13 protein-coding genes are annotated in these 23,348 nt (G+C 74.0%); 3 read left to right on the top strand and 10 right to left on the bottom strand.

Annotated elements, in window-relative coordinates:
• Window positions 1-23: 23 nt before the first annotated feature.
• The 5 genes from nudC to ACF09K_RS03565 all read right to left on the bottom strand — a co-directional run bounded on the left by nudC (window position 24) and on the right by ACF09K_RS03565 (window position 10,519).
• Window positions 24-968, bottom strand: a complete 945-nt coding sequence (gene nudC / locus ACF09K_RS03585) for an NAD(+) diphosphatase (RefSeq protein WP_392240798.1) — start codon at window positions 966-968, stop codon at window positions 24-26.
• 155 nt (window positions 969-1,123) lie between these two features.
• On the bottom strand, window positions 1,124-2,527 hold the full coding sequence (locus ACF09K_RS03580) for a dipeptidase (protein ID WP_392240797.1): 1,404 nt from the start codon (window positions 2,525-2,527) through the stop codon (window positions 1,124-1,126).
• Window positions 2,528-2,570: 43 nt separating this feature from the next.
• Window positions 2,571-6,146 (bottom strand): UvrD-helicase domain-containing protein, encoded by a 3,576-nt coding sequence (locus tag ACF09K_RS03575; RefSeq protein ID WP_392240796.1) that lies wholly within the window; start codon window positions 6,144-6,146, stop codon window positions 2,571-2,573.
• A 129-nt stretch (window positions 6,147-6,275) separates the two neighbouring features.
• On the bottom strand, window positions 6,276-9,797 hold the full coding sequence (locus tag ACF09K_RS03570; protein ID WP_392240795.1) for an ATP-dependent helicase: 3,522 nt from the start codon (window positions 9,795-9,797) through the stop codon (window positions 6,276-6,278).
• A gap of 308 nt (window positions 9,798-10,105) precedes the next feature.
• Complete coding sequence (locus ACF09K_RS03565; protein WP_392240794.1) at window positions 10,106-10,519, bottom strand: MGMT family protein; 414 nt, start codon at window positions 10,517-10,519, stop codon at window positions 10,106-10,108.
• Window positions 10,520-10,704: 185 nt separating this feature from the next.
• Between ACF09K_RS03565 and ACF09K_RS03560 the strand changes: the two genes are divergently transcribed.
• The 3 genes from ACF09K_RS03560 to ACF09K_RS03550 all read left to right on the top strand — a co-directional run bounded on the left by ACF09K_RS03560 (window position 10,705) and on the right by ACF09K_RS03550 (window position 16,720).
• Window positions 10,705-13,413 (top strand): lysylphosphatidylglycerol synthase domain-containing protein, encoded by a 2,709-nt coding sequence (locus tag ACF09K_RS03560; protein ID WP_392240793.1) that lies wholly within the window; start codon window positions 10,705-10,707, stop codon window positions 13,411-13,413.
• A 72-nt stretch (window positions 13,414-13,485) separates the two neighbouring features.
• Window positions 13,486-15,030, top strand: a complete 1,545-nt coding sequence (locus ACF09K_RS03555) for an alpha/beta hydrolase (protein ID WP_392240792.1) — start codon at window positions 13,486-13,488, stop codon at window positions 15,028-15,030.
• A 130-nt stretch (window positions 15,031-15,160) separates the two neighbouring features.
• Entirely contained in the window at window positions 15,161-16,720 is a 1,560-nt protein-coding gene (locus ACF09K_RS03550; RefSeq protein ID WP_392240791.1) for an alpha/beta hydrolase, read from the top strand.
• Window positions 16,721-16,785: 65 nt separating this feature from the next.
• Here the strand turns inward: ACF09K_RS03550 and moeZ are convergent, their stop codons facing one another.
• The 5 genes from moeZ to ACF09K_RS03525 form a co-directional block, all read right to left on the bottom strand.
• Window positions 16,786-17,964: an adenylyltransferase/sulfurtransferase MoeZ gene (moeZ, locus tag ACF09K_RS03545; RefSeq protein WP_392240790.1), complete on the bottom strand. Its 1,179-nt coding sequence runs from the start codon at window positions 17,962-17,964 to the stop codon at window positions 16,786-16,788.
• A gap of 63 nt (window positions 17,965-18,027) precedes the next feature.
• A complete protein-coding gene (locus ACF09K_RS03540) occupies window positions 18,028-18,786 on the bottom strand; it encodes a spherulation-specific family 4 protein (RefSeq protein WP_392240789.1) in 759 nt (252 codons plus the stop codon).
• On the bottom strand, window positions 18,774-19,736 hold the full coding sequence (locus ACF09K_RS03535; protein WP_392240788.1) for an NAD-dependent epimerase/dehydratase family protein: 963 nt from the start codon (window positions 19,734-19,736) through the stop codon (window positions 18,774-18,776). Before ACF09K_RS03535 ends, ACF09K_RS03540 begins: the two co-directional genes overlap by 13 nt.
• Window positions 19,737-19,956: 220 nt before the next feature.
• Window positions 19,957-21,384 carry a hypothetical protein gene (locus ACF09K_RS03530; protein WP_392240787.1) on the bottom strand — a complete coding sequence of 476 codons (1,428 nt, stop codon included), beginning with the start codon at window positions 21,382-21,384 and terminating at the stop codon, window positions 19,957-19,959.
• Complete coding sequence (locus tag ACF09K_RS03525; RefSeq protein WP_392240786.1) at window positions 21,381-23,195, bottom strand: DUF3492 domain-containing protein; 1,815 nt, start codon at window positions 23,193-23,195, stop codon at window positions 21,381-21,383. The genes ACF09K_RS03530 and ACF09K_RS03525 overlap by 4 nt, the downstream gene beginning before the upstream one ends.
• Window positions 23,196-23,348: the final 153 nt, after the last annotated feature.

Below are 23,348 nucleotides of genomic sequence, written 5' to 3'. Positions count from 1 at the left end.
TCCTCGTGTTCGGTCTCACCTGCTCACATGACGCTGCGGGTCGGCAGCGGCTTGCCGTACCAGAGTTCGATCAGGCGGGCCGCGATGGAGATGCCGTAGGGGGGCAGCACCTCGCCGGACTCGAAGGCGGCGCCGAGCTCGTCGCGGGAGAACCAGCGGGCCTCGTGGATCTCGTCGCCGTCGACGTCGATGTCGGTGGAGGTGGCGCGGGCCATGAAGCCGAGCATGAGGCTGGACGGGAACGGCCAGGGCTGGCTGGCGACGTACTCGACCTGGCCGACGGTGACGCCGGCCTCCTCGAAGACCTCCCGGCGCACCGTCTGCTCGATGGACTCGCCGGGCTCGACGAAGCCGGCCAGCGTCGAGAAGCGGCCTTCCGGCCAGTGGACCTGGCGGCCGAGCAGGATGCGGTCCTCCTCGTCCGTGACCGCCATGATCACCGCCGGGTCGGTGCGCGGGTAGTGCTCGGCGCCGCAGGCGGGGCAGCGGCGGATGTGGCCGGCGGCGGCGATGACCGTGCGCTCGCCGCAGCGGGAGCAGAAGCGGTGGGTGCGCTGCCAGTTCTCCAGGCCGACCGCGTGCACCATGAGGCCGGCGTCGCGCGGCGAGAGCAGCAGTCCGGCCTCGCGCAGGCCCGCGGGGCGGGCGGACTGGTCGATGCGGCCGGGCAGCGCGTCCTTCTGGAGGGCGAAGTAGCTGACGCCGTCGGCGTCGGTGCCCAGGAAGTAGCGGTGGGCCTCGGTGAGGGGGGCCTCGAAGGAGGGCGTCATGACGAGTTCGGTCCGGCCGTCGGACGTCTCGTCGATGAGGACCTGGCCGCCGGAGACGACGAAGCAGCGTGTCGAGGGGTGGCTCCACGCCGCCGCGAGCCAGGCCTCGTCGAGCCGGTGGTGGGCGGCGCGGTCGATGCCGCTCGGGGCGGTGAGCGAGATGGGTCGGTCGGCGTTCTGGTCGGTCCAGGTGGTCACAGGTGCTTCCAACTCCCCCGGTGGAACGGTTGTTTCGGCGGGCGGTTCAGCGGGTCGTGCGGCAGGGGGCGACCGGGCCGGGTGCGGTGTCGGCGTGCGGGGCGGCTTCTCCAGTGTGCCCCGCGCGCGGTGTCGCTCCGGACCGGGCGGGGTCGTCAGGGCGCACGGCGCCAGGTGTCGGCGAGGTCGCCCCAGAGGTAGGCGGTGGTCTCGACGCCCTTCAGGAGGAGGTCCAGTTCCACCTTCTCGTTCGGCGCGTGCCAGCCGTCGGAGGGGACGGAGACGCCCAGGAAGAGCACCGGGGCGCCGAGTACCTCCTGGAGGTCGGCGGCGGGGCCCGAGCCTCCCTCGCGGGTGAAGCGGACGGGTCCTTCGAAGGCGCGGCCCATGGCGCGCACGACGGACTGCAGGGCCGGGTGGTCCAGCGGGGTCAGGCACGGGCGCGTGGCGGGGCGGAACGTGATCTCGTGACGGATGCCGGCGGGCACCTGCTCGTCGGCCCAGGCGCGGACCGCCTTCTCCACGTGGTCGGGGTCCTGTCCCGCGACCAGCCGGAAGGACAGCTTCACGAAGGCGGAGGACGGGACGATCGTCTTACTGCCGGGGCCCTGGTAGCCGCCGCCGATGCCGTTGACCTCGGCGGTGGGGCGGGCCCAGACGCGCTCCAGGGTGGTGTGCCCGGCCTCGCCGTGGGTGGCGTGCGACTTGGCGGTGCGCAGCCAGCTCTCCTCGTCGAAGGGCAGTTCGGCGAAGAGTTCGCGCTCGCGGTCGGTGAGTTCGACGATGCCGTCGTAGAAGCCGGGGACGGTCACGCGCGCGTGCTCGTCATGCAGGGCGGCGACGAGGCGGGCGACGGCGGTGGCCGGGTTGGGCACGGCGCCGCCGAAGGAGCCGGAGTGGATGTCCTGGTCGGGTCCGGACAGGCGGATCTCGCACTCGGCGAGCCCGCGCATGCCCGTGCACACCGTCGGGGTGTCCTCGGACCACATGCCGGTGTCGGAGACGATCACGGCGTCGGCGGCGAGCCGCCGGGTGTGCTCCTCGACGAGGGCGCGGAAGTTCGGGGAGCCGGACTCCTCCTCGCCCTCGATCAGCAGCTTGAGGTTGACGGCCGGGGCGGTCCGGCCGGTGGCGGCGAGGTGGGCGCGCACGCCCAGGGTGTGGAAGAAGACCTGGCCCTTGTCGTCGGCCGCCCCGCGCGCGTGGAGACGGTCGCCGCGGACGACCGGCTCGAAGGGGTCGCTGTCCCAGCCGTCCTCGCGGGCGGCGGGCTGCACGTCGTGGTGGCCGTAGACCAGGACGGTGGGTGCCTGCGGGTCGCCGGACGGCCACTCGGCGAAGACGGCGGGCGCGCCGGGCGTCCGCCAGACCTCGGCGGTCGGGAAGCCGGTCTCCCTGAGCTTGGCGGCGAGCCAGTCGGCGCTTCGGCGTACGTCGGGCGCGTGGTCGGGCTGGGCCGAGACCGACGGGATGCGCAGCCACTCGGCGAGGTCGTCGAGGAACGCCGCACGGTGGTGCTCGATGTACGTGCGGACGGCGCTGTCCGGGGTCTGGCTCATGGCCCCGAGCCTATCCGGCCGCGCCGGCCTCCCGGCCGGGCGCTTACGCACGGTTTACTTTCACGGCCGGTCCCCCGTGACCGTCCGCCGGGGCCTCCTCCCCCGTCAACAGGCGCTCCAGCGCGGCCCGGTCCGGCAGATCCCCGGGCCGTACGACCTCGCCGGTGCGCACGTACACGAAGGCCGCTGTGACCGATTCCACGGGCACTCCCTGCTGCTCGGCCCACGCGAGCCGGTAGACGGCGAGCTGGACCGGGTCACCGTCGCGTCCCCGGCCGGTCTTCCAGTCGACGATCTCGTACGTCACGCCGTCGTGGCCGAAGACCTCGTAGACGGCGTCGATACGGCCCCGTACGACGCGGCCGCCGAGGGTGATCTGGACGGGGGCCTCGACGCGGCAGGGGGTGCGGTGGGCGTACTCGGTGCGCTCGAAGGCTTCCTTGAGCGCTTCGAGGTCGCGCTCGTCGACGATCTCCGCGTCCTCACCGGGCAGCTCCTCCGGTTCCAGGAAGGGCAGGGGCAGCTCCTCGAAGCGGGCCTCCACCCACGCGTGGAACCTCGTGCCCCGGCGCGCGGCCGGCTGGGGCGGGCTCGGCATGGGGCGTGCGAGCTCCTGGGCGAGCCCGTCGGGGTCGGCGGCCAGGCGCAGCACCTGCGACGCGGTCAGCGTCACCGGCAGGGGTACGTCCGTGACGCTCTGCCGGGCGCGCAGCAGCTCCCCGGTGAGCGCGTCCAGGTCACGGTCCCAGGAGGCGATCGTGCGGGCCTCCTCGGGCGTGAGGCGGGCCGGGCGCCGCTCGGGGGAGGACGCCTGGTGCGGAACGGCGGGGCGGACGGTGTTCCCCTCGCCGCCGCGGGCCGGGGGCCGGGGCCGGCTGCGGGGGAGGCCGGGAGCGGCCTCCGCGAAGGGGTCCGGCTCGTCGTAGGGGGTCGGTTCGTCGTACGGGTCCGGTCCGCTGTGGCTGTCGGACTCGTCGTACGGGGTCGGTCCGCTGTGGCTGTCGGACTCGTCGTACGGATCCGGCTCGTCGTACGGATCCGGCTCGTCGTCGGTCGGCGGTGGGGGCCAGTCGGGGTCGTCGTGGGTCTCGGGTGCGGCCGTGGGTGTGTCCGTCCCGGTCGCGGCGAGGTTCTCCAGGTGGGTGAGGACGGTCTCGGCGGCGGCGCGGCGGCGGGCCAGCGCGGCGTCGTCCAGGGGCAGCGGCCAGACCTGGTCGGCGGACGCCCGGTGGAGGACGGGGTTCTCCTCGTCCTCCGCGGGTTCGTCGGCCCAGGCCTCGATCTCGCCGTACCCGGCGGCGCAGTGGTCGTGCAGGGCGTGGAGGAAGTCGGAGGGGCCGCGGGGTTTCTTCTGGGTGGGGCCCCACCAGTGGCCCGAGCCGAGGAGCAGGGAGCGGGGGCGGGTGAAGGTGACGTAGCCGAGGCGCAGTTCCTCGGTGTGCTGGTGGTCCTTCATGGCCTCGTGGAAGGCCTTCATGCCGCGGGAGTCCCAGGCCTCGACGTCGGGCAGCGTGTCGGCGTCGCCGCGCAGCCCGTGCGGCAGGACCTTGGCCTGGGCGGTCCACTTCTCGCGGCCCTGGCCGCTGGGGAAGGTGCCGGTGACCAGACCGGGGACGACGACCACGTCCCACTCCAGTCCCTTGGACCGGTGCGCGGTGAGGACCTTGACGGTGTTCTCCCCGCCGGGCAGGGCGTTGTCCAGCCCCTTCTCGTACTGGGCGGCGGTGCGCAGGAAGCCGAGGAAGGCGAGCAGGCTCGCCTCGCTCTCCGCGGCGGCGAAGGAGGCGGCGACGTCGAGGAAGTTCGCCAGGGTCTCGCGGCGGCGGGCGGCCAGGGCGTGCGGGGACGCCGACAGTTCGACCTCGAGACCGGTGACGGCGAGAACGCGGTGCAGGACGTCCATCAGCGGGTCGGCCAGGGAGCGGCGCAGGTCGCGCAGTTCCGTGGCGAGCCGGGCGAAGCGCACGCGCGCGTCCGGCGAGAAGGGCAGCCCGTCGTCGGATCCCTCCAGGGCTGTCTCCAGGAAGGTGTCCAGGGCGTCCGCGAGGGATGTCACCTCGGAGGGGTCCACCCCCTCGACGGCCTCGGCGAGCCGCCGGTCCGGGTCGTCGCCGTCGTCCCCGCGGGTGCGGGACACGAGCAGCCGCGCGCGCCGCCCCAGCAGGGCGAGGTCACGGGGGCCGATGCGCCAGCGCGGGCCGGTGAGCAGGCGCACCAGGGCGGCGTTGGCGCCGGGGTCCTGGAGGACTTCGCAGACGGCGACGAGGTCGGCGACCTCGGGCAGGTGCAGCAGGCCCGACAGTCCTACCACCTCGACGGGTACGTCACGGGCGACCAGGGCGCCCTGGATCTCGGCGAAGTCGGTGGCCGTACGGCACAGGACGGCGATCTCGCCGGGCGCCTTGCCGGTGTTCACCAGGTGCGCGACGGAGTCGGCGATCCAGTCGACCTCCTCGGCATGGGTGGTCAGGAGCGCGCAGCGGACCGTTCCGTCGCGCTCGGCGCCGGGGGCGGGGCGCAGCGCCTCCACGCCCGCGTGCATGGCGCGCAGCGGTTCGGCCAGACCGTTGGCGAGGTCGAGGAGTCGGCCGCCGCTGCGGCGGTTCTCGCTGAGCGCCTGGCGGGTCGCGGGGCTGCCGTCGGCGCGGGCGAAGTGTTCGGGGAAGTCGTCGAGGTTGGCGACGGACGCCCCGCGCCAGCCGTAGATCGCCTGGCAGGGGTCGCCGACCGCGGTGACGGGGTGGCCGGTTCCGCCGCCGAAGAGGCCGGCCAGGAGGGTGCGCTGGGCCACGGAGGTGTCCTGGTACTCGTCCAGGAGCACCACGCGGAACTCGTCGCGCAGGACGCGGCCCACCTCGGGGAGCCGGGCGAGCTGGGCGGACAGGGCGATCTGGTCGCCGAAGTCGAGCAGGTCGCGCTCGCGCTTGGCCGCCCGGTAGCGCATCACCAGCCCGGCGAGTTCGCGCCGGGCGGCGGCGGTCTCGGGGACCTTGCGCAGATCGGCGTTGCTGAGCCGGGTGCCCTCCAGGTCGCGCAGCAGACCGGTGTCCCAGGCGAGCAGGTCCTCCGGGCGGACCAGGTGCTCGGACAGCTCGGAGTCGAGGGCGAGCAGGTCGCTGACCAGGTCGGCGAAGGAGCGGGTGAGTGCCGGATAAGGGCCGGGCGCCTCACGCAGTACGCGGGCGGCGAGTTGGTAGCGGGTGGCGTCGGCGAGCAGCCGGGACGTCGGCTCCAGGCCGATGCGCAGGCCGTGGTCGGTCAGCAGACGGCCCGCGAAGGAGTGGTACGTGGAGATCACCGGTTCGCCCGGCGGGTCGTCCGGGTCGATGACGTCGGGATCGGTGACGCCGGCCCTGACCAGTGCCTTGCGGACGCGCTCGGCGAGTTCGCCGGCGGCCTTGTTGGTGAAGGTCAGGCCGAGGACCTGCTCGGGGGCGACCTGACCGGTGCCGACCAGCCACAGCACGCGCGCGGCCATCACTGTCGTCTTGCCCGACCCGGCTCCGGCCACGATCACCTGCGGGGCGGGCGGTGCGGTGATGCAGGCCGTCTGCTCCGGGGTGAAAGGGATCCCGAGGAGCTCCTTGAGCTGCTCGGGATCGGTGATACGGGCGGGCATGGGGAGAGGCTAACGGCGACTACCGACAGCCGATGACAAAACGCCTGCCGCCGCACAGAACGTGCAGGTCAGGACGGTCGGTGCGGTCCGTCACACCGGGTCGTCCCCGCGCTGTGGGCGTCGTCGGGCTCACTCCACCACGTGGCGCCCCTCGGGCCGGGCGCTGCACGAGGCGCGGAAGGCGCAGTGCGTGCAGTGCTGGCCGGTGGTGGGCGTGAACCGTTCGTCGAGGACCTTGCCGGCCGCGGTGGCCAGCAGTTCGCCGACCCATTCGCCCTCGAGCGGCTCCTGCGCCTGCACCTTGGGCAGGGTCTCGCCGCCGTCCCGCTTGGCGGCGCCCTGGCGCAACTGCACGAGTTCGGCGCCGCCCGGCTCGGGGCGGGCGCCGTCGAAGACCTCGTCGACGGCGCCCTCGCGCACGGCGAGCTGGTAGACGGCAAGCTGCGGATGCCGCTCCACCTCGCGCGCGGTGGGCGCCTGTTTGCCGGTCTTGAAGTCGACGACGTAGGCCCGGCCGTCGCCGTCGGCCTCGACGCGGTCCATCTGGCCACGGATGCGGACCTCGTACTCGCCCGCCTCGAGGGTGACGTCGAAGTCGTGCTCGCTCGCGACGGGCGTGCGGCCGGCGCGGTCCATGACGTGCCACTTCAGGAACCTCTCGAGCGCCGTGCGCGCGTGTTCCTTCTCCTGCGCCGACTTCCAGGGCGCGTCGAAGGCGAGCGCGTTCCACACGGAGTCGAGGCGCTCCGTGAGAACGGCGAGGTCGGCCGGGGTGTGTCCGGAGGCGACCTCGTCGGCGAGGACGTGCACCACGTTGCCGAATCCCTGGGCGGCCGTGGCGGGGGCGTCGGCCTTCACCTCGCGGCCCAGGAACCACTGGAGGGCGCAGGTGTTGGCGAGCTGTTCGAGGGCGCTGCCGGAGAGCACGACGGGCCGGTCGCGGTCGCGCAGCGGCACCTTGCTCTCGGTCGGCTCGAACATGCCCCACCAGCGGTACGGGTGCGCCGACGGCACCAGGGGCCGGCCGTCCTCGTCGGCCAGGGCGGCCAGGCGGGCGAGGCGGCGGGCCGCGGCTTCACGGAGCGGTTCCGAGACGCGCGGGTCGACCGTGGTGGCACGCAGTTCGGCGACCAGCGCGGCGACCGACAGGGGGCGACGCGGACGGCCCGTGACGTCCCTGGGCTCGACGCCGAGTTCGGTGAGGAAGCGGGAGGGCTGGTCGCCGTCGTCCGCGGGTGCCTTGACCGCCGTGACGACGAGCCGGTCCCGCGCGCGCGTGGCGGCCACGTAGAACAGGCGGCGCTCCTCCGCGAGCAGGGCGCCCGGCGTGAGCGGTTCGGCGAGTCCGTCGCGGCCGATGCGGTCGGCCTCCAGCAGGGAGCCGCGGCGGCGCAGGTCGGGCCACAGCCCCTCCTGCACGCCCGCGACGACCACCAGGCTCCACTCCAGGCCCTTGGCGCGGTGCGCGGTCATCAGGCGTACGGCGTCGGGGCGCACGGTGCGCCGGGTGAGGGTGTCGGCGGCGATGTCCTCGGCCTCGATCTCGGCCAGGAAGTTCAGCGCGCCGCGTCCGCCGGTGCGCTCCTCCGCGCGCGCGGCGGTGGCGAACAGCGCGCACACGGCGTCCAGGTCGCGGTCGGCGTTGCGGCCGGCCGCGCCGCCGCGGCGGGCGGACCGTTCCAGGCGGGCGGGCCAGGGCGTGCCCTCCCACAGGTCCCAGAGCGCCTCCTCGGCCGTGCCGCCGTCCGCGAGGCGTTGCCGGGCCTTCCTCAGCAGCGCGCCCAGCCGCTGGGCGCCGCGCGCGTACACGGGGTCGTGCACGGCCAGGCGCTCCGGTTCGGCGAGGGCGCGCGTGAGCAGTTCGTCCGACGGCGGCGGCAGGGGGTTGCCCGCGGCCCGTTCCTCGTCCCGCAGGGCACGTCCGAGGCGGCGCAGGTCGGCGGCGTCCATGCTGGCGAGGGGCGAGGTGAGCAGGGTGAGGGCGGTCTCGGTGTCGAGCCAGCGGGAGGCGTCCGGCACGGCTCGCCCGGTGTCGGCGGTGTCGGCGACGGTGGTGTCGGTGGTGTCGGTGGTGTCTGCGTCGGACGCGTCCGGCGCAAGTGCGTCCGGGCCGGATGCGTCCGGGCCGAGGGTGTCTGTTCCCTCCGCGTCGACGGGCGCCTCCCCGTCGGCACGGGGTGTCCCACCGCGTGCGGACCCGCCGTCCTCCTCCGAGCCGTCCTCCCCCGGCGCGGCGGGCCGTGCCGGGCCCGGGGCCGCCTCCGCCGTGGCCACCGCGCGCAGGGCCGTCAGCAGGGGGGCCACCGCGGGCTCGTGGCGCAGGGGCAGGTCGTCGCCGTCGATGTCGAGGGGGACGCCCGCGGCTGTCAGGGCGCGGCGGACCGTGGGAATCGTGCGGGAGCCGGCCCGCACCAGGACGGCCATCTCACCCCAGGGCACGCCGTCCTCCAGGTGCGCGCGGCGCAGGATGTCGGCGATGTTGTCGAGCTCGGTGCCGGACGTCGGGTAGGTGTAGACCTCGACGCCACCGCCCTCGCGCGCGGGGGCGAGGTCCCGGTGGGCGCGGACCTTCTCCGCCGGCAGGCGGGTCAGGGGCATGCGCTGGGTCACGAGCCGGGTGGCGGCGAGCACCGCGGCCGCGGAGCGGCGGGAGGTGCGCAGGACCTCGACGGGGGCCGGGTGCCCGTCGTGGCGCGGGAAGGCGCGCGGGAACTCCAGGATGCCGTTCACGTCGGCGCCCCGGAAGGCGTAGATCGACTGGTCCGGGTCGCCGAAGGCGACCAGGGTGCGCCCGCCGCCCGCGAGGGCGTGCAGCAGCCGTACCTGGGCGGGGTCGGTGTCCTGGTACTCGTCGACGTAGACGGCGTCGTACTGCGCGGCGAGCCGCCGGGCGGTCTCGGGGCGGTGGGCGAGCAGGACGGCGCGGTGGACGAGTTCCGCGTAGTCGATCACGCCGTGCAGGTCGAGGACGTCGAGGTACTCGGCGAGGAAGGAGGCCGCGGCCCGCCAGTCGGGGCGGCCTGTGCGGCCGGCGAAGGCGTCCAGGGCGTCGGGTCCCAGGCCCAGTTCGCGGCTGCGGGCGAGCACCGCCCGGACCTCGTCGGCGAATCCGCGCGTGGTGAGGCAGGCGCGGAGGTCGTCGGGCCAGCGCACGTGCGCGAGGTCCTGCCGCTGGAGCTCGATCTGGCCGGCCAGCAGCTCGCGGACGGCCACGTCCTGTTCGGGGCCGGAGAGCAGCCGCAGCGGCTCGGCGAACAGGTCGCTGTCCTGTTCGGCGCGGACCAGGGCGTAGCAGTACGAGTGGAAGGTGGTGGCGCGGGGCGCCCGGGCGGCGCCCATGCGCAGCGCCATCCGGTCGCGCAGTTCGACGGCCGCCTTGCGGCTGAACGTCAGCACGAGGATGCGCGCGGGGTCGCCGCCGCGCGCCACGCGGGCCGCGACCGACTCGACGAGCGTGGTGGTCTTCCCGGTGCCCGGGCCCGCGAGGACGAGCAGCGGGCCGGTGGCGTGGTCAACCACGGAGCGCTGTGCGGCGTCCAGACGAGGGGGAACCACCCGCACCGGCGGGGTCCGGACCAGCCGGTACGCGCCACGGCTCCCCTGCCGCCCCTGGGGGTGTGGCAGGCGCCTGGTGGAGGAAGAGGAGCTCACGTGGTTCGCCGGTCCTGGTGGGTGTGCAGATCGTCACGTCCGGCGCGGGGCGCCGTCGCGAGGGGTTCGTGGTGGGACGGGTGCCGCCCGGGGCGGGCGGTGGTCCCGGTATGAGGGCGACGCGTGCGGCCGACGCTACGCCGACGGGCGGCTCGGAAGGACGGCTTCCGTTTCTTCCCCCGGGGTCCGTGCGACCCGCAGGCCGTCAGGTTCCCTCGCCCGTCGAACGTACGCCATGTCGCGGACGTGCCCCGTCTCCCCCGTACGGGCCACGGGCTCCCCTCGGGCGGGGTCGATGGCGGAAGCTGTCAGGTGTGACCCTCCGCACGCTCGCCGCCGTCCCACCTCGCCCGTCTCATGTCCAGGCGCGGCAGGTGCCCCTCGGCGGCCCGGCTCGCCTCCCTCAGGGGGGTGCCCTCCGCGCGGTACCGGTCGAGGGCCCGCAGTTCGTGGCCCGCCAGCAGCACCCCGTCGGCGCGCACGACACGCCACCAGGGGACGGCCCCGCCGTAGAGGGTCATCACCCTGCCGACCTGGCGCGGGCCGCCCTCCTCCAGCCATTCGGCCACGTCACCGTAGGTCATGACCCGCCCGCGCGGGATCAGCTCCGCGACCTCGAGGACGCGCTCGGCGTACTCCGGCAGCGCGTCGCCGGCGTGGTCCGGCGGGACGTCGCCGGTGTACTCCGGGCGGGCGGCGTCCGGAAGGCTCTGCTCGCTCATCCGCCCCATCCTGCACCACCCCACCGACAATGTGACGGGTCCGCGACCCTGCGCGACCCGCACCCCGCGGCGGCGCTTCGGGCAGACTGTGCGCCCTGCCTTTGCACCCTGATGCCCCTGTGTGTCGGTGCGGCATGCCACCATCGTGCGGGCGGTGACCGGTGATACGAGACCAAGAAGAGACGATGAAGCAGCAGGGTGTGCATCCCGAGGACGCGGAGGGCACCTCTGACGCTGCGTCGCGCCCGGACACCGCCGGTCCGGCGCGAGAGGACGAGGACCTGGTCGAGGTGACGCACATCGACGAGGTCGAGGGCGACGAACCGCTCCTCCCCGCGCGCGTGCACCGTCCCTCCGACCTCATGCGGCTGCTGGTCGGCGTACTGGCCGTCGTCGTCCTGCTGGGCATCGCCGCCTTCGCGCACGGGACGACCTCGGGCCTGGAACAGGACATCAACAAGGGCACCGGGCAGGCGCCCGACCTCCTCATCAAGATCGCGGGACTGGCGTCCAGCATCGCGATCCTGCTGGTGCCCGTGGCGTTCGCGATCGAGCGGCTCATCAAGCGGGACGGGCTGCGGATCGCCGACGGCGTGCTCGCGGCGGTCCTCGCCCACGGAGTGACACTCGCCACCGACCTGTGGGTGGCCAAGGCCGCCCCGGACTCGATCCAGGAGGCGCTCACCCAGCCCTCCCCGGGCGACGTCCACGCCCTCACCGACCCCGTCCACGGCTATCTGGCGCCCGTGATCGCCTACATGACGGCCGTCGGCATGTCCCGGCGTCCCCGCTGGCGCGCGGTGCTGTGGATCGTCCTGATGCTCGACGCGTTCTCGATGCTCGTCACCGGCTACACGACACCGTTCTCGATCATCCTGACGGTGCTGATCGGCTGGACCGTCGCGTACGGCACGCTGTACGCGGTCGGCTCGCCCAACGTCCGGCCCACGGGACGGACGCTGATGGCGGGCCTGCGGCACGTCGGCTTCCGCCCGGTGAGCGCCGCGCGCCAGGAGGTCCCGGAGAACCCGGAGACCGGCGACCGCGGCCGGCGCTACTTCGTCACGCTGGAGGACGGCCCACCACTGGACGTCACCGTGGTCGACCGCGAGCAGCAGGCGCAGGGCTTCTTCTACCGCGCGTGGCGCAATCTGACCCTGCGCGGCTTCGCCACCCGCAGCAGTCTCCAGTCACTGCGCCAGGCGCTGGAACAGGAGGCGCTGCTGGCCTACGCGGCGATCTCGGCCGGAGCCAACGCGCCGAAGCTGATCGCGACGTCCGAGCTGGGCCCCGACGCCGTCATGCTCGTCTACGAGCACACCGGGGGCCGCACCCTGGACTCGCTGGCCGACGAGGAGATCACCGACGAGCTGCTGCACGACACCTGGCAGCAGGTGCGCGCCCTGCAGTCGCGTCGCATCGCGCATCGCAGGCTCGTCGGCGACGCGATACTGGTGGATCGTTCCGGCACCGTGATCCTCACCGACATGCGCGTCGGCGAGATCGCCGCCGGTGATCTGCTGCTGCGCATGGACACCTCGCAGCTGCTGGTGACGCTCGGGCTGCGGGTGGGTGCCGAGCGTTCGGTGGCCTCCGCGGTGAGCGTGCTCGGTCCCGACGCCGTCGCCGACTGCCTGCCGATGCTCCAGCCCATCGCGCTGAGCCGCTCCACGCGCGCGACCCTGCGCAGACTCGCCCGGGAGCGGGCGCAGCGCGAGCGGGACGCCGTCCTGGAAGCCTCCCGGCAGGCCAAGCAGGCCCGCCACGAGGCAGCCGGACACGAGGCCGGGCCGCCGCCCGCGGACAAGGCCGAGAAGAAGGCCGTGCGCGCGGAGGCGCGGGCCGAGAAGCGGGCCATCGACGAGGCGCTGGAGGAGGCCCGCGAGGAGGACCTGCTCACCCAGATCCGGCACGAGGTGCTGCGCATCCGTCCCCAGGCGCCGGTCGAGCCCGCCCGCCTCGAGCGGGTGCGGCCGCGCACGCTGATCAGTTTCATCGCCGGCGCGATCGGCGCCTACTTCCTCCTGACGCAGCTCACCCACATCGAGTTCGGCCCGCTCATCGCCAACGCCGAGTGGGGCTGGGTCGCCGCGGCCGTGCTGTTCTCGGCGGCGAGCTACGTGGCGGCCGCGATGAGCCTGCTGGGTTTCGTGCCGGAGCGGGTGCCGTTCCCGCGCACGGTGGCCGCGCAGGTCGCCGGGTCCTTCGTGAAGATCGTCGCACCGGCCGCGGTCGGCGGGGTGGCCCTCAACACACGCTTCCTCCAGCGCGCGGGCGTGCGGCCGGGGCTCGCGGTGGCGAGCGTCGGCGCCTCACAGCTGTTCGGGCTGGGTTGCCACATCCTGATGCTGCTGTCGTTCGGCTATCTGACGGGCACCGAGAAGACGCCGTCGCTGTCCCCGTCCCGGACCGTCATCGCGGGCCTGCTGACGGTGGCGGTGCTGGTGCTGGTGGTGACCTCGGTGCCGTTCCTGCGGAAATTCGTCGTCACGCGCGTGAGGTCGCTGTTCGCGGGGGTCGTGCCGCGCATGCTGGACGTGCTCCAGCGGCCGCAGAAACTGGTCACCGGCATCGGCGGCATGCTGCTGCTGACGGCCTGCTTCGTGATGTGCCTGGACGCCTCGATCCGCGCCTTCGGCGACGAGACGACCTCGATCAGCATCGCCAGCGTCGCCGTCGTCTTCCTCGCCGGCAACGCGCTCGGTTCCGCCGCCCCGACGCCGGGCGGTGTCGGGGCGGTGGAGGCGACCCTGACGGTCGGTCTGATCGCCGTCGGCCTGCCCAAGGAGGTCGCCGCCCCCGCGGTCCTGCTGTTCCGGCTGCTGACGCTGTGGCTGCCGGTGCTGCCGGGCTGGCTGGCCTTCACCCAGCTCACCCGCAAGGGCGCTCTGTAGTTCCGGGAACGGCCGTACCTCGTACGGACCGTGCCCCGCGCGCGGGGGCGGGCACGACTCCAGGATGGGATCATGCCGAACCCCTCCCGCCCTCGCGCCGTCGTGCTCACCGCCACCGCCGTCCTGTTGTCCTCCCTGGTGGCGGGGTGCGGTGAGGGCTCCCGGGACGAGGACCTGACGGCGCAGAAGCTGAACTGGAGGAACTGCCCCGCGCCGTCCTCGTCCGAAGGCGGCGGCGACGCCCCGTCACCGCTGCCGGACGGCGGCAAGTGGGAGTGCGCGACCCTGCGGGCGCCCCTGGACTGGAGCGCCCCCCGCGGCGAGACGATCGGCGTCGCGCTGATCAGGGCGCGGGCGAGCGGTGCCGAGAACCGGCGGATCGGCTCCCTGCTGTTCAACTTCGGCGGGCCCGGCGGCTCGGGGGTCACCACCCTGCCCGCGTTCGGCGAGGACTACGCGACCCTGCGCACCCGCTACGACCTGGTGAGCTTCGATCCGCGCGGGGTAGGCCGCAGCGCCGGCGTGCGCTGCGAGAACGACCGGCAGCTCGACGCCTACTTCCAGCAGGACGCGACTCCCGACGACGCCGCCGAGCGCGGCTCGTTCCTGGACAGCACCAGGAAGTTCAACGCGGCCTGTGAAAAGAAGTCGAAGAAGATGCTGCCGCACGTGCGCACCACCGACGCGGCCCGCGACATGGACCTCATGCGCCAGGTCCTCGGCGACGAGAAGCTGCACTACTTCGGCATCTCCTACGGCACCGAACTCGGCGGCGTCTACGCCCACCTGTTCCCGGAGAACGTGGGCCGTGCCGTCTTCGACGCGGTCGTGGACCCGACGCAGACGCCCGAGCAGAGCGCGCTCGGACAGGCCAGGGGTTTCCAGCTCGCGCTCGACAACTACGCGGAGGACTGCACGTCGAAGGCGGAGGACTGCCCCGTCGGGGACACCCCGCAGGACGTCGAGGACCGGATCACGGCCCTGCTGAAGGCCTTGGACGGCAGGCCGATCCCCGGCGTCTTCCCGCGCGAACTCACCCAGACCGCCGCGACCGGCGGCATCGCGCAGTCGCTGTACTCGAAGGACTTCTGGGGGTACCTCACCGAAGGCCTGGACCAGGCCTACGACGGCGACGGCAGGATCCTCATGCTGCTGTCCGACTCCCTGAACGGCCGCAACGAGAACGGCGAGTACAGCAACATCGTCGCCGCCAACGTCTCCGTGAACTGCGCCGACGACAGGCCGCGCTACTCCGTCGCCCAGGTGGAGCGCAGGCTTCCGGAGTTCCGGGCGGCATCCCCCGTGTTCGGGGACTTCCTGGCCTGGGGCATGGTCGGCTGCACCGACTGGGCGGTGCCGGGCGCCGCCGACCGCCCCGACGTGAGCGCGGCCGGCTCGGCGCCGATCCTCGTCGTGGGCAACACCGGCGACCCGGCCACTCCGTACGAGGGCGCCCGCCGGATGGTGGACGCCCTCGGCAAGGGGGTCGGGGTGGAGCTGACGTACAAGGGGCAGGGGCACGGCGCGTACGACAGCAAGAACCCGTGTGTGCGGGCGGCGGTGGACGGCTACCTGCTGGACGGGAGGGTGCCGGCCGCCGGGACGGTCTGCTCCTGACCCCCAAGAACTCGATGAACGCCCAGGTCAAACGGTTATCCACAGGCTCCGTCGGGCGTGCCGCGATCCGCCTACTATGGCCTGACAGCCGTCCGCCACCGGTGCGGACGGCTCCGCGAGGGGGACGCACATGGCGCGATTCGTACGGTGGACCGCGTGGGGAGCCGCCGCCGCACTGCTGATGACGGGCTGCGGCGGCTCGTCGGACGACGGGGACGACAAGGGGGGTACGGCCGATGCGCGTACGTCGGCCTCCTCCGGCCCCGGGGACACGACGGCGGCAGCCCCGCCCGCCTCGCTGACCGGACAGAAGCTCGCCTGGGGCCGCTGCGGGGCGACCTCGGACTCCGCGGCGCCGGGCGACGAGTGGTGGTGCGCGAAGCTGAAGGTGCCGCTGGACTGGTCGAAGCCGGACGGGGAGACGATCGACCTCGCACTGATCCGTGCCGCCTCCCGCAGCTCCGGCAGCAAGCGCATCGGCTCCCTGCTGTTCAACTTCGGCGGCCCGGGCGCCTCCGGGGTGTCGACGATGCCGGCGTACGGCTCCACGGTCTCCTCCCTGCGCGAGCACTACGACCTGGTGAGCTGGGACCCGCGCGGGGTGGGCGCCAGCGAGGGCGTGCGCTGCCGCAGCGACAGGAAGATCCAGGCCGCCGAGTCGGTCGACTCCACCCCGGACACCACGGCCGAGGAGAAGGCCTACCTGCGTGACGCCGTCGACTTCGGCAGGGGTTGCCAGAAGGACGCCGGAGCGCTGATGGCGCACGTCTCGACCACCGACACCGCACGCGACATGGACCTCATGCGCCAGGTCCTCGGCGACGAGAAGCTGCACTACTTCGGCATCTCCTACGGCACCGAACTCGGCGGCGTCTACGCCCACCTGTTCCCGAAGAACGTGGGACGGGTGATCCTCGACGCGGTCGTCGACCCCGGCGCCGACGCCGTGGGGCACGCGAAGAACCAGGCGAAGGGCTTTCAGCTGGCGCTCGACAACTACCTGAAGTCGACCGGTCGGAACCCCGCCCAGGGCAGCCGCGAGATCGCCGGCCTGCTGGAGCGGATCGACGCCGACCCGCTGCCGACGTCCTCCGGACGGAAGCTGACCCAGACGCTCGCGGCCACCGGCATCATCCTGCCGCTCTACAGCAAGGAGGGGTGGCCGACCCTGACCAGTGCCCTGGAGTCGGCTCGGGAAGGCGACGGCTCCGAACTGCTCGCCCTGGCCGACGCCTACAACGAGCGGGACGACGAGGGGAACTACGGCACGACGACCCACTCGCAACGGGTCATATCGTGCCTGGACGACAAGCAGCGGCCGACGGTGGAGGAGACGAGGAAGCTGCTGCCGGAGTTCGAGAGGATCTCGCCCGTGTTCGGCACGTTCCTCGGCTGGGACACGGCCGGCTGGTGCCACGACTGGCCGGTGGCGGGACAGTTCGACAGCCCGGAGGTGAGCGCGGCCGGGGCGGCCCCCGTTCTGCTGGTCGGCAACACCGGCGACCCGGCGACGCCCTACGAGGGCGCGCAGCGGATGGCGGACGAGCTGGGCGAGGGTGTGGGTGTGCTGCTCACCTGGAAGGGCGAGGGCCACGGGGCGTACGGCAGCGGGAGCGACTGCGTCGACTCGACGGTGGACGACTACCTGCTCGACGGCACCGTGCCGAAGGACGGCAAGGTCTGCTCATGACGACGGCGGGGGCCGCGGGCACCCGTGGTGCGCGCGACCCCCGCCGCTCGGGCAGGCAGGTCGGCTCAGTAGACCGGCTTGCTCGGCTCGATCTGGTTGACCCAGCCGATCACACCGCCGCCGACGTGGACGGCGTCCGCGAAGCCCGCGGACTTCAGCACCGCGAGGACTTCCGCACTGCGGACACCCGTCTTGCAGTGCAAGACGATCTTCCGGTCCTGGGGCAGGCCCGCGAGGGCGGTGCCGAGCAGGAACTCGTTCTTCGGGATCAGCTTGGCGCCCGGGATGGAGACGATCTCGAACTCGTTCGGCTCGCGGACGTCGATGATCTCGATGCTCTCGCCGTCGTCGATCCACTCCTTGAGCTGCTTGGGAGTGATCGTCGCGCCGGCCGCCGCCTGCTGGGCCTCCTCCGACACGACGCCGCAGAAGGCCTCGTAGTCGATGAGCTCCGTGACGGTCGGGTTCTCGCCGCAGACCGCGCAGTCGGGGTCCTTGCGGACCTTGACCTGCCGGTACTGCATCTCCAGGGCGTCGTAGATCATCAGACGGCCGACCAGCGGCTCACCGGTGCCGGTGAGGAGCTTGATCGCCTCGGTGACCTGGATGGAGCCGATGGACGCGCAGAGCACGCCCAGCACGCCGCCCTCGGCGCAGGAGGGAACCATGCCGGGGGGCGGGGGCTCCGGGTAGAGGCAGCGGTAGCAGGGACCGTGCTCCGACCAGAAGACGGACGCCTGGCCGTCGAAGCGGTAGATCGAGCCCCACACGTACGGCTTGTTCAGCAGCACGGCGGCGTCGTTGACCAGGTAGCGGGTGGCGAAGTTGTCCGTGCCGTCCACGATCAGGTCGTACTGGCTGAAGATGTCCATCACGTTGTCGGCCTCGAGCCGCTCCTCGTGCAGGACCACGTTCACGTACGGGTTGATGCCCAGGACGGAGTCGCGGGCGGACTCCGCCTTGGAGCGGCCGATGTCGGCCTGGCTGTGGATGATCTGGCGCTGGAGGTTCGACTCGTCGACCTCGTCGAACTCCACGATGCCGAGCGTGCCCACGCCCGCCGCGGCCAGGTACATCAGCGCCGGCGAGCCCAGGCCGCCGGCGCCGACACACAGCACCTTGGCGTTCTTCAGCCGCTTCTGCCCGTCCATCCCGACGTCGGGGATGATCAGGTGGCGGGAGTACCTGCGGACCTCGTCTACGGTGAGCTCGGCAGCCGGCTCGACCAGGGGTGGCAGCGACACGGGGACTCCGTTGGTCGGTCAATCACTACGGTTGTTCTCTCCGTAACACTGCCATGGCCTTCTTCATTCCGAGACACCCGTTCCGACCCGCGAGACGATTTCGTCCCAGTAGCCGGGCATGGCCTCCCACGGGTCGAACCCTCCGTCGTGGTCGTGGCGGTCGGTGACCCAGATCGTGGCCGCTCCCTGCCAGCGGGCGATCCGCAGTGCCTCGTCGAGGTGGCCGCGGGGCACGCCGTGCACGAAGTGGCAGAACCGCTCGGGCGGGTGGTCGACGGTCCACTCGGCCGCCTGGGACCAGCGGTAGTCGCTCCAGGGACCGGAGAAGGTGACGAGCTGATCGGCGTTCTCCGCGTATCCGGGATGCGGATGGATGCCGTGACCGAGGACGATGTGAGGCGCGTCACGGAGCGAGCGCAGGGCGTTGACGGTGCGTCGGGTCTGCGGAAGGCCGGCGCGTTCGGTCGGGCAGCGGTCCAGGAGGAAGCCGTCGACCTGGTACCAGTCGAGGTGGCGGTGGGCGTCGGAGACCACCTCGGCGAGGGCGCGGGCGCCGTGGACGGCGTCGAGGTGACCGAGGACGCGGACGCCCGCGTTGCGGAGCCGGCCCGCGGCCTCCAGGCAGTGCGGGTCGGGGCGGACACCGGGCCCGTCGGCGACGTCGAGGACGACCCAGTGCAGGGGCCTGCCGGGGCGGGCGAGTTCGGCCCACTCGGCCGGCGCGACGAGGGGGTGCGCGAAACCGGGGACACCGAAACCGGTGCGGACGCCGGTGCTCGCGAGGTTCGCGGTGTCCGCCCGGGTGCCGGTCAGATACGACACGCTGCCTCCATCCAGATGTCGGCGAGGGACTCCTCGAGGTTGATCCGCGGCCGCCAGCCCAGCCGGTCGCGGGCGGTGCGGACATCGGCCTGCTGCCAGCTGCCGCACCCGTCGGGGTACGGGTGCGCGACCGGAGCCGCGTGGTCGGAGTCGGGACGGGGGTGGCCGATGGCCGGCCTGAGGTGGCCGCCGGGCGGGCCGTCGAGTTCGTGGAGGGTGCCGCCGTATCCGGCCACGCGGGCGAGGACGGCGGCGGCGTCCCGGAGGCGGACGGCGCGCCCGGAGCCGATGTTGATCACGCCCTGCGCGGCGGACAGCGAGGCGGCGTGCACGGCGCGGGCGACGTCACGGACGTCGATGAAGTCGCGCTGGACACCGAGTCCGCCGAGTTTCAGTTCGCCGTCACCGGATTGCATGGCACGGCGCATCGCCTCGGCGAGCCGGCCCAGCGGAGAGCCGGCGGGGGTGCCGGGACCGGCCGGGGAGAACACCCGCAGCACGACCGCGTCCAGACCGGAGCCCAGGACGAGCTCGGTGGCGGCGAGCTTGCTGACGCCGTACGGGCCGCCGGGGCGCGGCACGGCGTCCTCGGCGGTCGAGGACCCGAGCTGGCTGGGGCCGTATTCGGCGCCGCAGCCGATGTGGACGAGACGGGCGCCGCACCCGCTGCGGCGCAGTGCCTCGCAGACGGTGGCGACGGCGACGGTGTTGTGCCGGGTGAGTTCCCGGGCCCCGCCCCGGGTGGCTCCGGCGCAGTTGACGACGACCTGGGGGTGGACCGCGTCGAGGAAGCGGGTGAGGGCGCCGGGACTGCCGCTCGCGAGGTCGAAGCGGACGTCGGCGTCGTCGCCGCGGCCGAGCGCGGTGAGCTGGACGGCCGGGTCGGCGAGCAGGCGGTCGGCGACGAAGCGGCCGACGTAACCGTTGGCTCCGGTCAGCAGGACCCTCATCGCGTGGCTCCCTGGGTGTGCGTCGCGGCTGCTCCGGTGACCGCGCGGGCTCCTGCGACCGCGGGTGCCCCGGTGGCTCCGGTCGCTCCGGATCGGGAGGTGGTCATCTGGTCTCTCCTTAAGGGGACTGCATGGGTGGAGGAGCGCGTGCGTCGTGCGGTCCGTGCACGGTGGGGGTGGCGCGGCGCGCGGTGGTCGGGGGCGGGCGGACGGCTCCGGGTCAGCACGGCTGACCCGATGGCGCGTGGGCCGAGGCCCTGGTGAGGGTGCGGGTCGCGTGGGCCAGCAGGCCGAGGGCGGCCGGCCCGCAGGCGAGGGCGGGTACCGCGGCGGGTCCCCAGGCGGCCACGAGGGTGTCGACGGGTACGGCCAGGAAGTCGCAGCCGGGCAGCCGGCCCGCGAAGAGCAGGGCCGGGGCGATCGCCTCGGCCGCTCCGGCGGCCCCGAGGGCGACCGTCGGGGCGTGGGTGAAGCCGTGGACGGTGAGGAGGCGGGAGAGGAGGAGCAGCGCACCCAGGGTGAGCGTGCCCGCGTAGGCGGCCGGTTCGCCGAGGGCGGCCGCGCAGACACCGGTGAGGACCGCGAGGGCGCACAGGAACAGCGCGAAGACGCCGAGCAGGAGCGGCCGCACGGAGGCGGCGAACTCGTCGAGGCCCCGGCTGCGGCCGAGCCGGCGCCGGACGCGTACGGCGAGGAGGTGCGCGCACCAGGCGGCGGGCACGCAGGCCAGGGCGAGGGTCAGGAGCGGGGCCGCGGCGAGCGGCCAGGGCCCGTCGGGGGTTCCGGTGGGCAGGCCGTCGGGGCCGCCGTCGGCCGCGGCGCGCAGCAGGCCGTCGCCGAGGGCCGCGTAGGCGAGGAGCCAGCCGGTCCAGCCGCCGGTGCGGGGCCGGCCGGCGTGCGGGCCGGCCTGTGGGCCTCCGCGCGGGGTCGCCGGGCCCCGGCCGCCGCCGCGGCTCAAGGGGCCGCGGCGAAGGGCGGCCCGCAGGGCGAGGGCCACCGCCAGGACGCCCGCGGTGACCACGAGGAGGCGGGTCCGGCCGTGGGTGAGGCGAAGGCCGGCCGCGGTCGCGGCACCCAGGCCACCGGGCAGGAAGGTGAGCAGTGCCCAGTCCAGGCGGGCCCGTGGCGGCGGGGACTCCGGGCGCGGGTGCGAAGGCGCGTCGCCGTCCCTGGGGACGCGGGCGTACATCTCCTCCGCGAGGGAGAAGACGTCCCGGTGCCGGAACCTCGCGGCGGCCCGGTCGGTGACGCCGTGGGCCTCCAGTCCCGCCGCGATCTCCAGCGGATCGACCGCCCTTTCGCACAGGTCGCGGTGACGGTGCATCAGCGCTTTCACCGGGTCCACGGCACCGCCTCGCCGAGGGGCGGCGGGGGCCGTCTCCGGACCGGGGCGCGCCGCGGTGGCCGGCGCGGGGCGCCCGGCCCGGGTGGTCACGGCCCGGGTGGTCGTGGCCGGCTCGCCGGGACCGGACGGCGCGTCGGCGTCCGCAGGGGTGTCCTCGTTCACGGGCCGCTCCCTGTTGACGGGCCACTCCTGGGGCCGTTCGCCGGGCCGTTCGTCCCGGCCGGCGGGCCGTTCGCCGGACTGCTCGTCCCGGTCTGCGGGTGCCGGTGCCGCGGGGTGGTCGAGTTCGCCCAGGCCGCTCATCGGGCACCCTCGGTCGCGGCGACGGAAGTGGTGGCGCGGGACACGGACGGGCCGTGCGGTGGGGCGGAACCGCCCGCCGCCGCACCCGGCGGCGGGGGTTCCGCCGCCCAGCCGGGCGGTTTCCGGGGAACGGCCCGTCCGCCGGGGCCGGCCCACCGGCCGGGCAGCCAGGCCTCGGCCGGGACCGCGAAGGGCCGGGGTTCCCCGGCCGCGTCGAGGACGACCCGGCGGACCGGGATCCGGGAGACGATCTCCAGGTAGATGCCGTGGAACGCCGCGATGTTCTGCTCGACGGTGAACAGTTCGAGGGCGCGGGCGCGGGCGGCCGCGCCCAGGCGTGCGCGGCGCCCGGGGTCGCGCAGCAGAGCCACGCACGCTTCCGCGAGCGCCCTCGGGTTGCGCGGCGGGACGACGAGTCCGGTGCCTCCGATGACCTCGACCACCGCGCCGACGTCCGTGGACACGGTCGCGCGCCCGCAGAGCATCGCCTCGACGAGGCCGACCGGGAACCCCTCGACGACACTGGACAGGATGACGACGGAACCGGCCGCGTACGCCTCGGCGAGTCCGGGGACCTCCGGTCCGCCGATCTCCTCGAAGGACACCGGGTTGTCGCCGACGGCGTGCGGTCCGGCGGCCTCGTCGGGGAAGAGCTGCGCGGCGAGCATCCGGCAGTGGCCGAGGTAGGCCTCGCCCTCCGCACAGGTCGCGCCGCCGAAGACCCGCAGCCGGGTCCCGGGCTCCTCCCGGTGGATCTCGGTGAAGGCGTGCAGCAGGGACACCAGGTCCTTGGCCGGTTCCACCCTGCCGACCCAGACCAGCGTGCGCGGGTCGGCGGCGTCCGGGGCCTCGCCGACCCCGGCGAAGCGGGAGGCGTCCATGCCCGGGTGGACCGTGCGGAGCTTGGCCCGGTCGGCACCGCAGCGCTCCTGCCAGCGGCGGGCGTGCGCGTTGCCGGGCGTGACGCACGCCGCCTGCCGGTACGCCTCGGCGGCGAGCCGTCCGTGGAAGGCCACGAGCAGGGACCGTACGGCCGGGGCGTGCGGCACCGGGGCGGCTGCCGGGTCCGACCCGGCGCCGGGCGCGGCGGCACCGCCCGTGCCCACCCCCAGGTAGTGCGTCCGCAACCGGACCCCGTACTCCGTCACCAGCAGGGGCACGCCGAAGAAGTGACGGGCGAGCAGGCCCGGAAGCGCCGCCGCGCCCCCGGAGGCCGCGTGGCAGAGGTCGACCGAGCCGAGCCCGTCGTCGCCGTCCTCGTACCAGTCGAGCGAGAGGGGGCGCAGGGCTTCTTCGAGGTGCGCGGCGACGGCGAGGAGGTCGGGAACGCGCGCCTCACGCACCGTACCGAGCGCGCCGGGCGCACGACAGGCGCGCTCCAGGGCGCGTACGGCGTGCTCCGAGCGGAGCGCGCCCACCAGGCCGCCCTCGTCGCGGGCGAGTTCCGCGAGCCCGTACAGCGCGTTGCCGAAACGGTCCGCCTGAAGCGCGGAACGGCTCGTCCCCGCGTCGCCGGGCGCTCCCTCGCACAGGACGGACACCAGTGCGCCGTAGTGCTCGGTGAAACGTCGGCGCGCGCGCCGCCCGTGCGCCACCCCGTCGTCCTCGGCGGTCCACAGCGGCGCGGTGCGCACGCGGGTGACCTGCGACGGCAGTGCGACCTGGCCCGCGGCCTCCTGGTGCTCACTGCGGCTGAGCGCGTAGACGTCGAACTCGTGCTGTCCCAGCCCGCGCACGAGCCGGTCGCACCAGAGCCCCGCATCACCGCTCACATACGGATAGCCACCCTCCGTAAGCAGTCCGATGCGCACGCGCGCACCCCCGATCTCCCGTTTGGGGAGCCGCCGTTGACCCGGCGGCTCGCAGCGGGACGAACGTATGCGGACAAGGCGGTGGGGGGGGGGGGGGGGGGGGGGGGGGGGGGGGGGGGGGGGGGGCGGGTGGACGTAGTAAACCCCGGCCGG

This window comes from Streptomyces sp. NPDC014882, assembly GCF_043081325.1.
Lineage (GTDB): Bacteria > Actinomycetota > Actinomycetes > Streptomycetales > Streptomycetaceae > Streptomyces.
The sequence above is the reverse complement of the archived record's forward strand: the minus strand, read 5'-3'. Positions and strand labels throughout refer to the sequence as shown.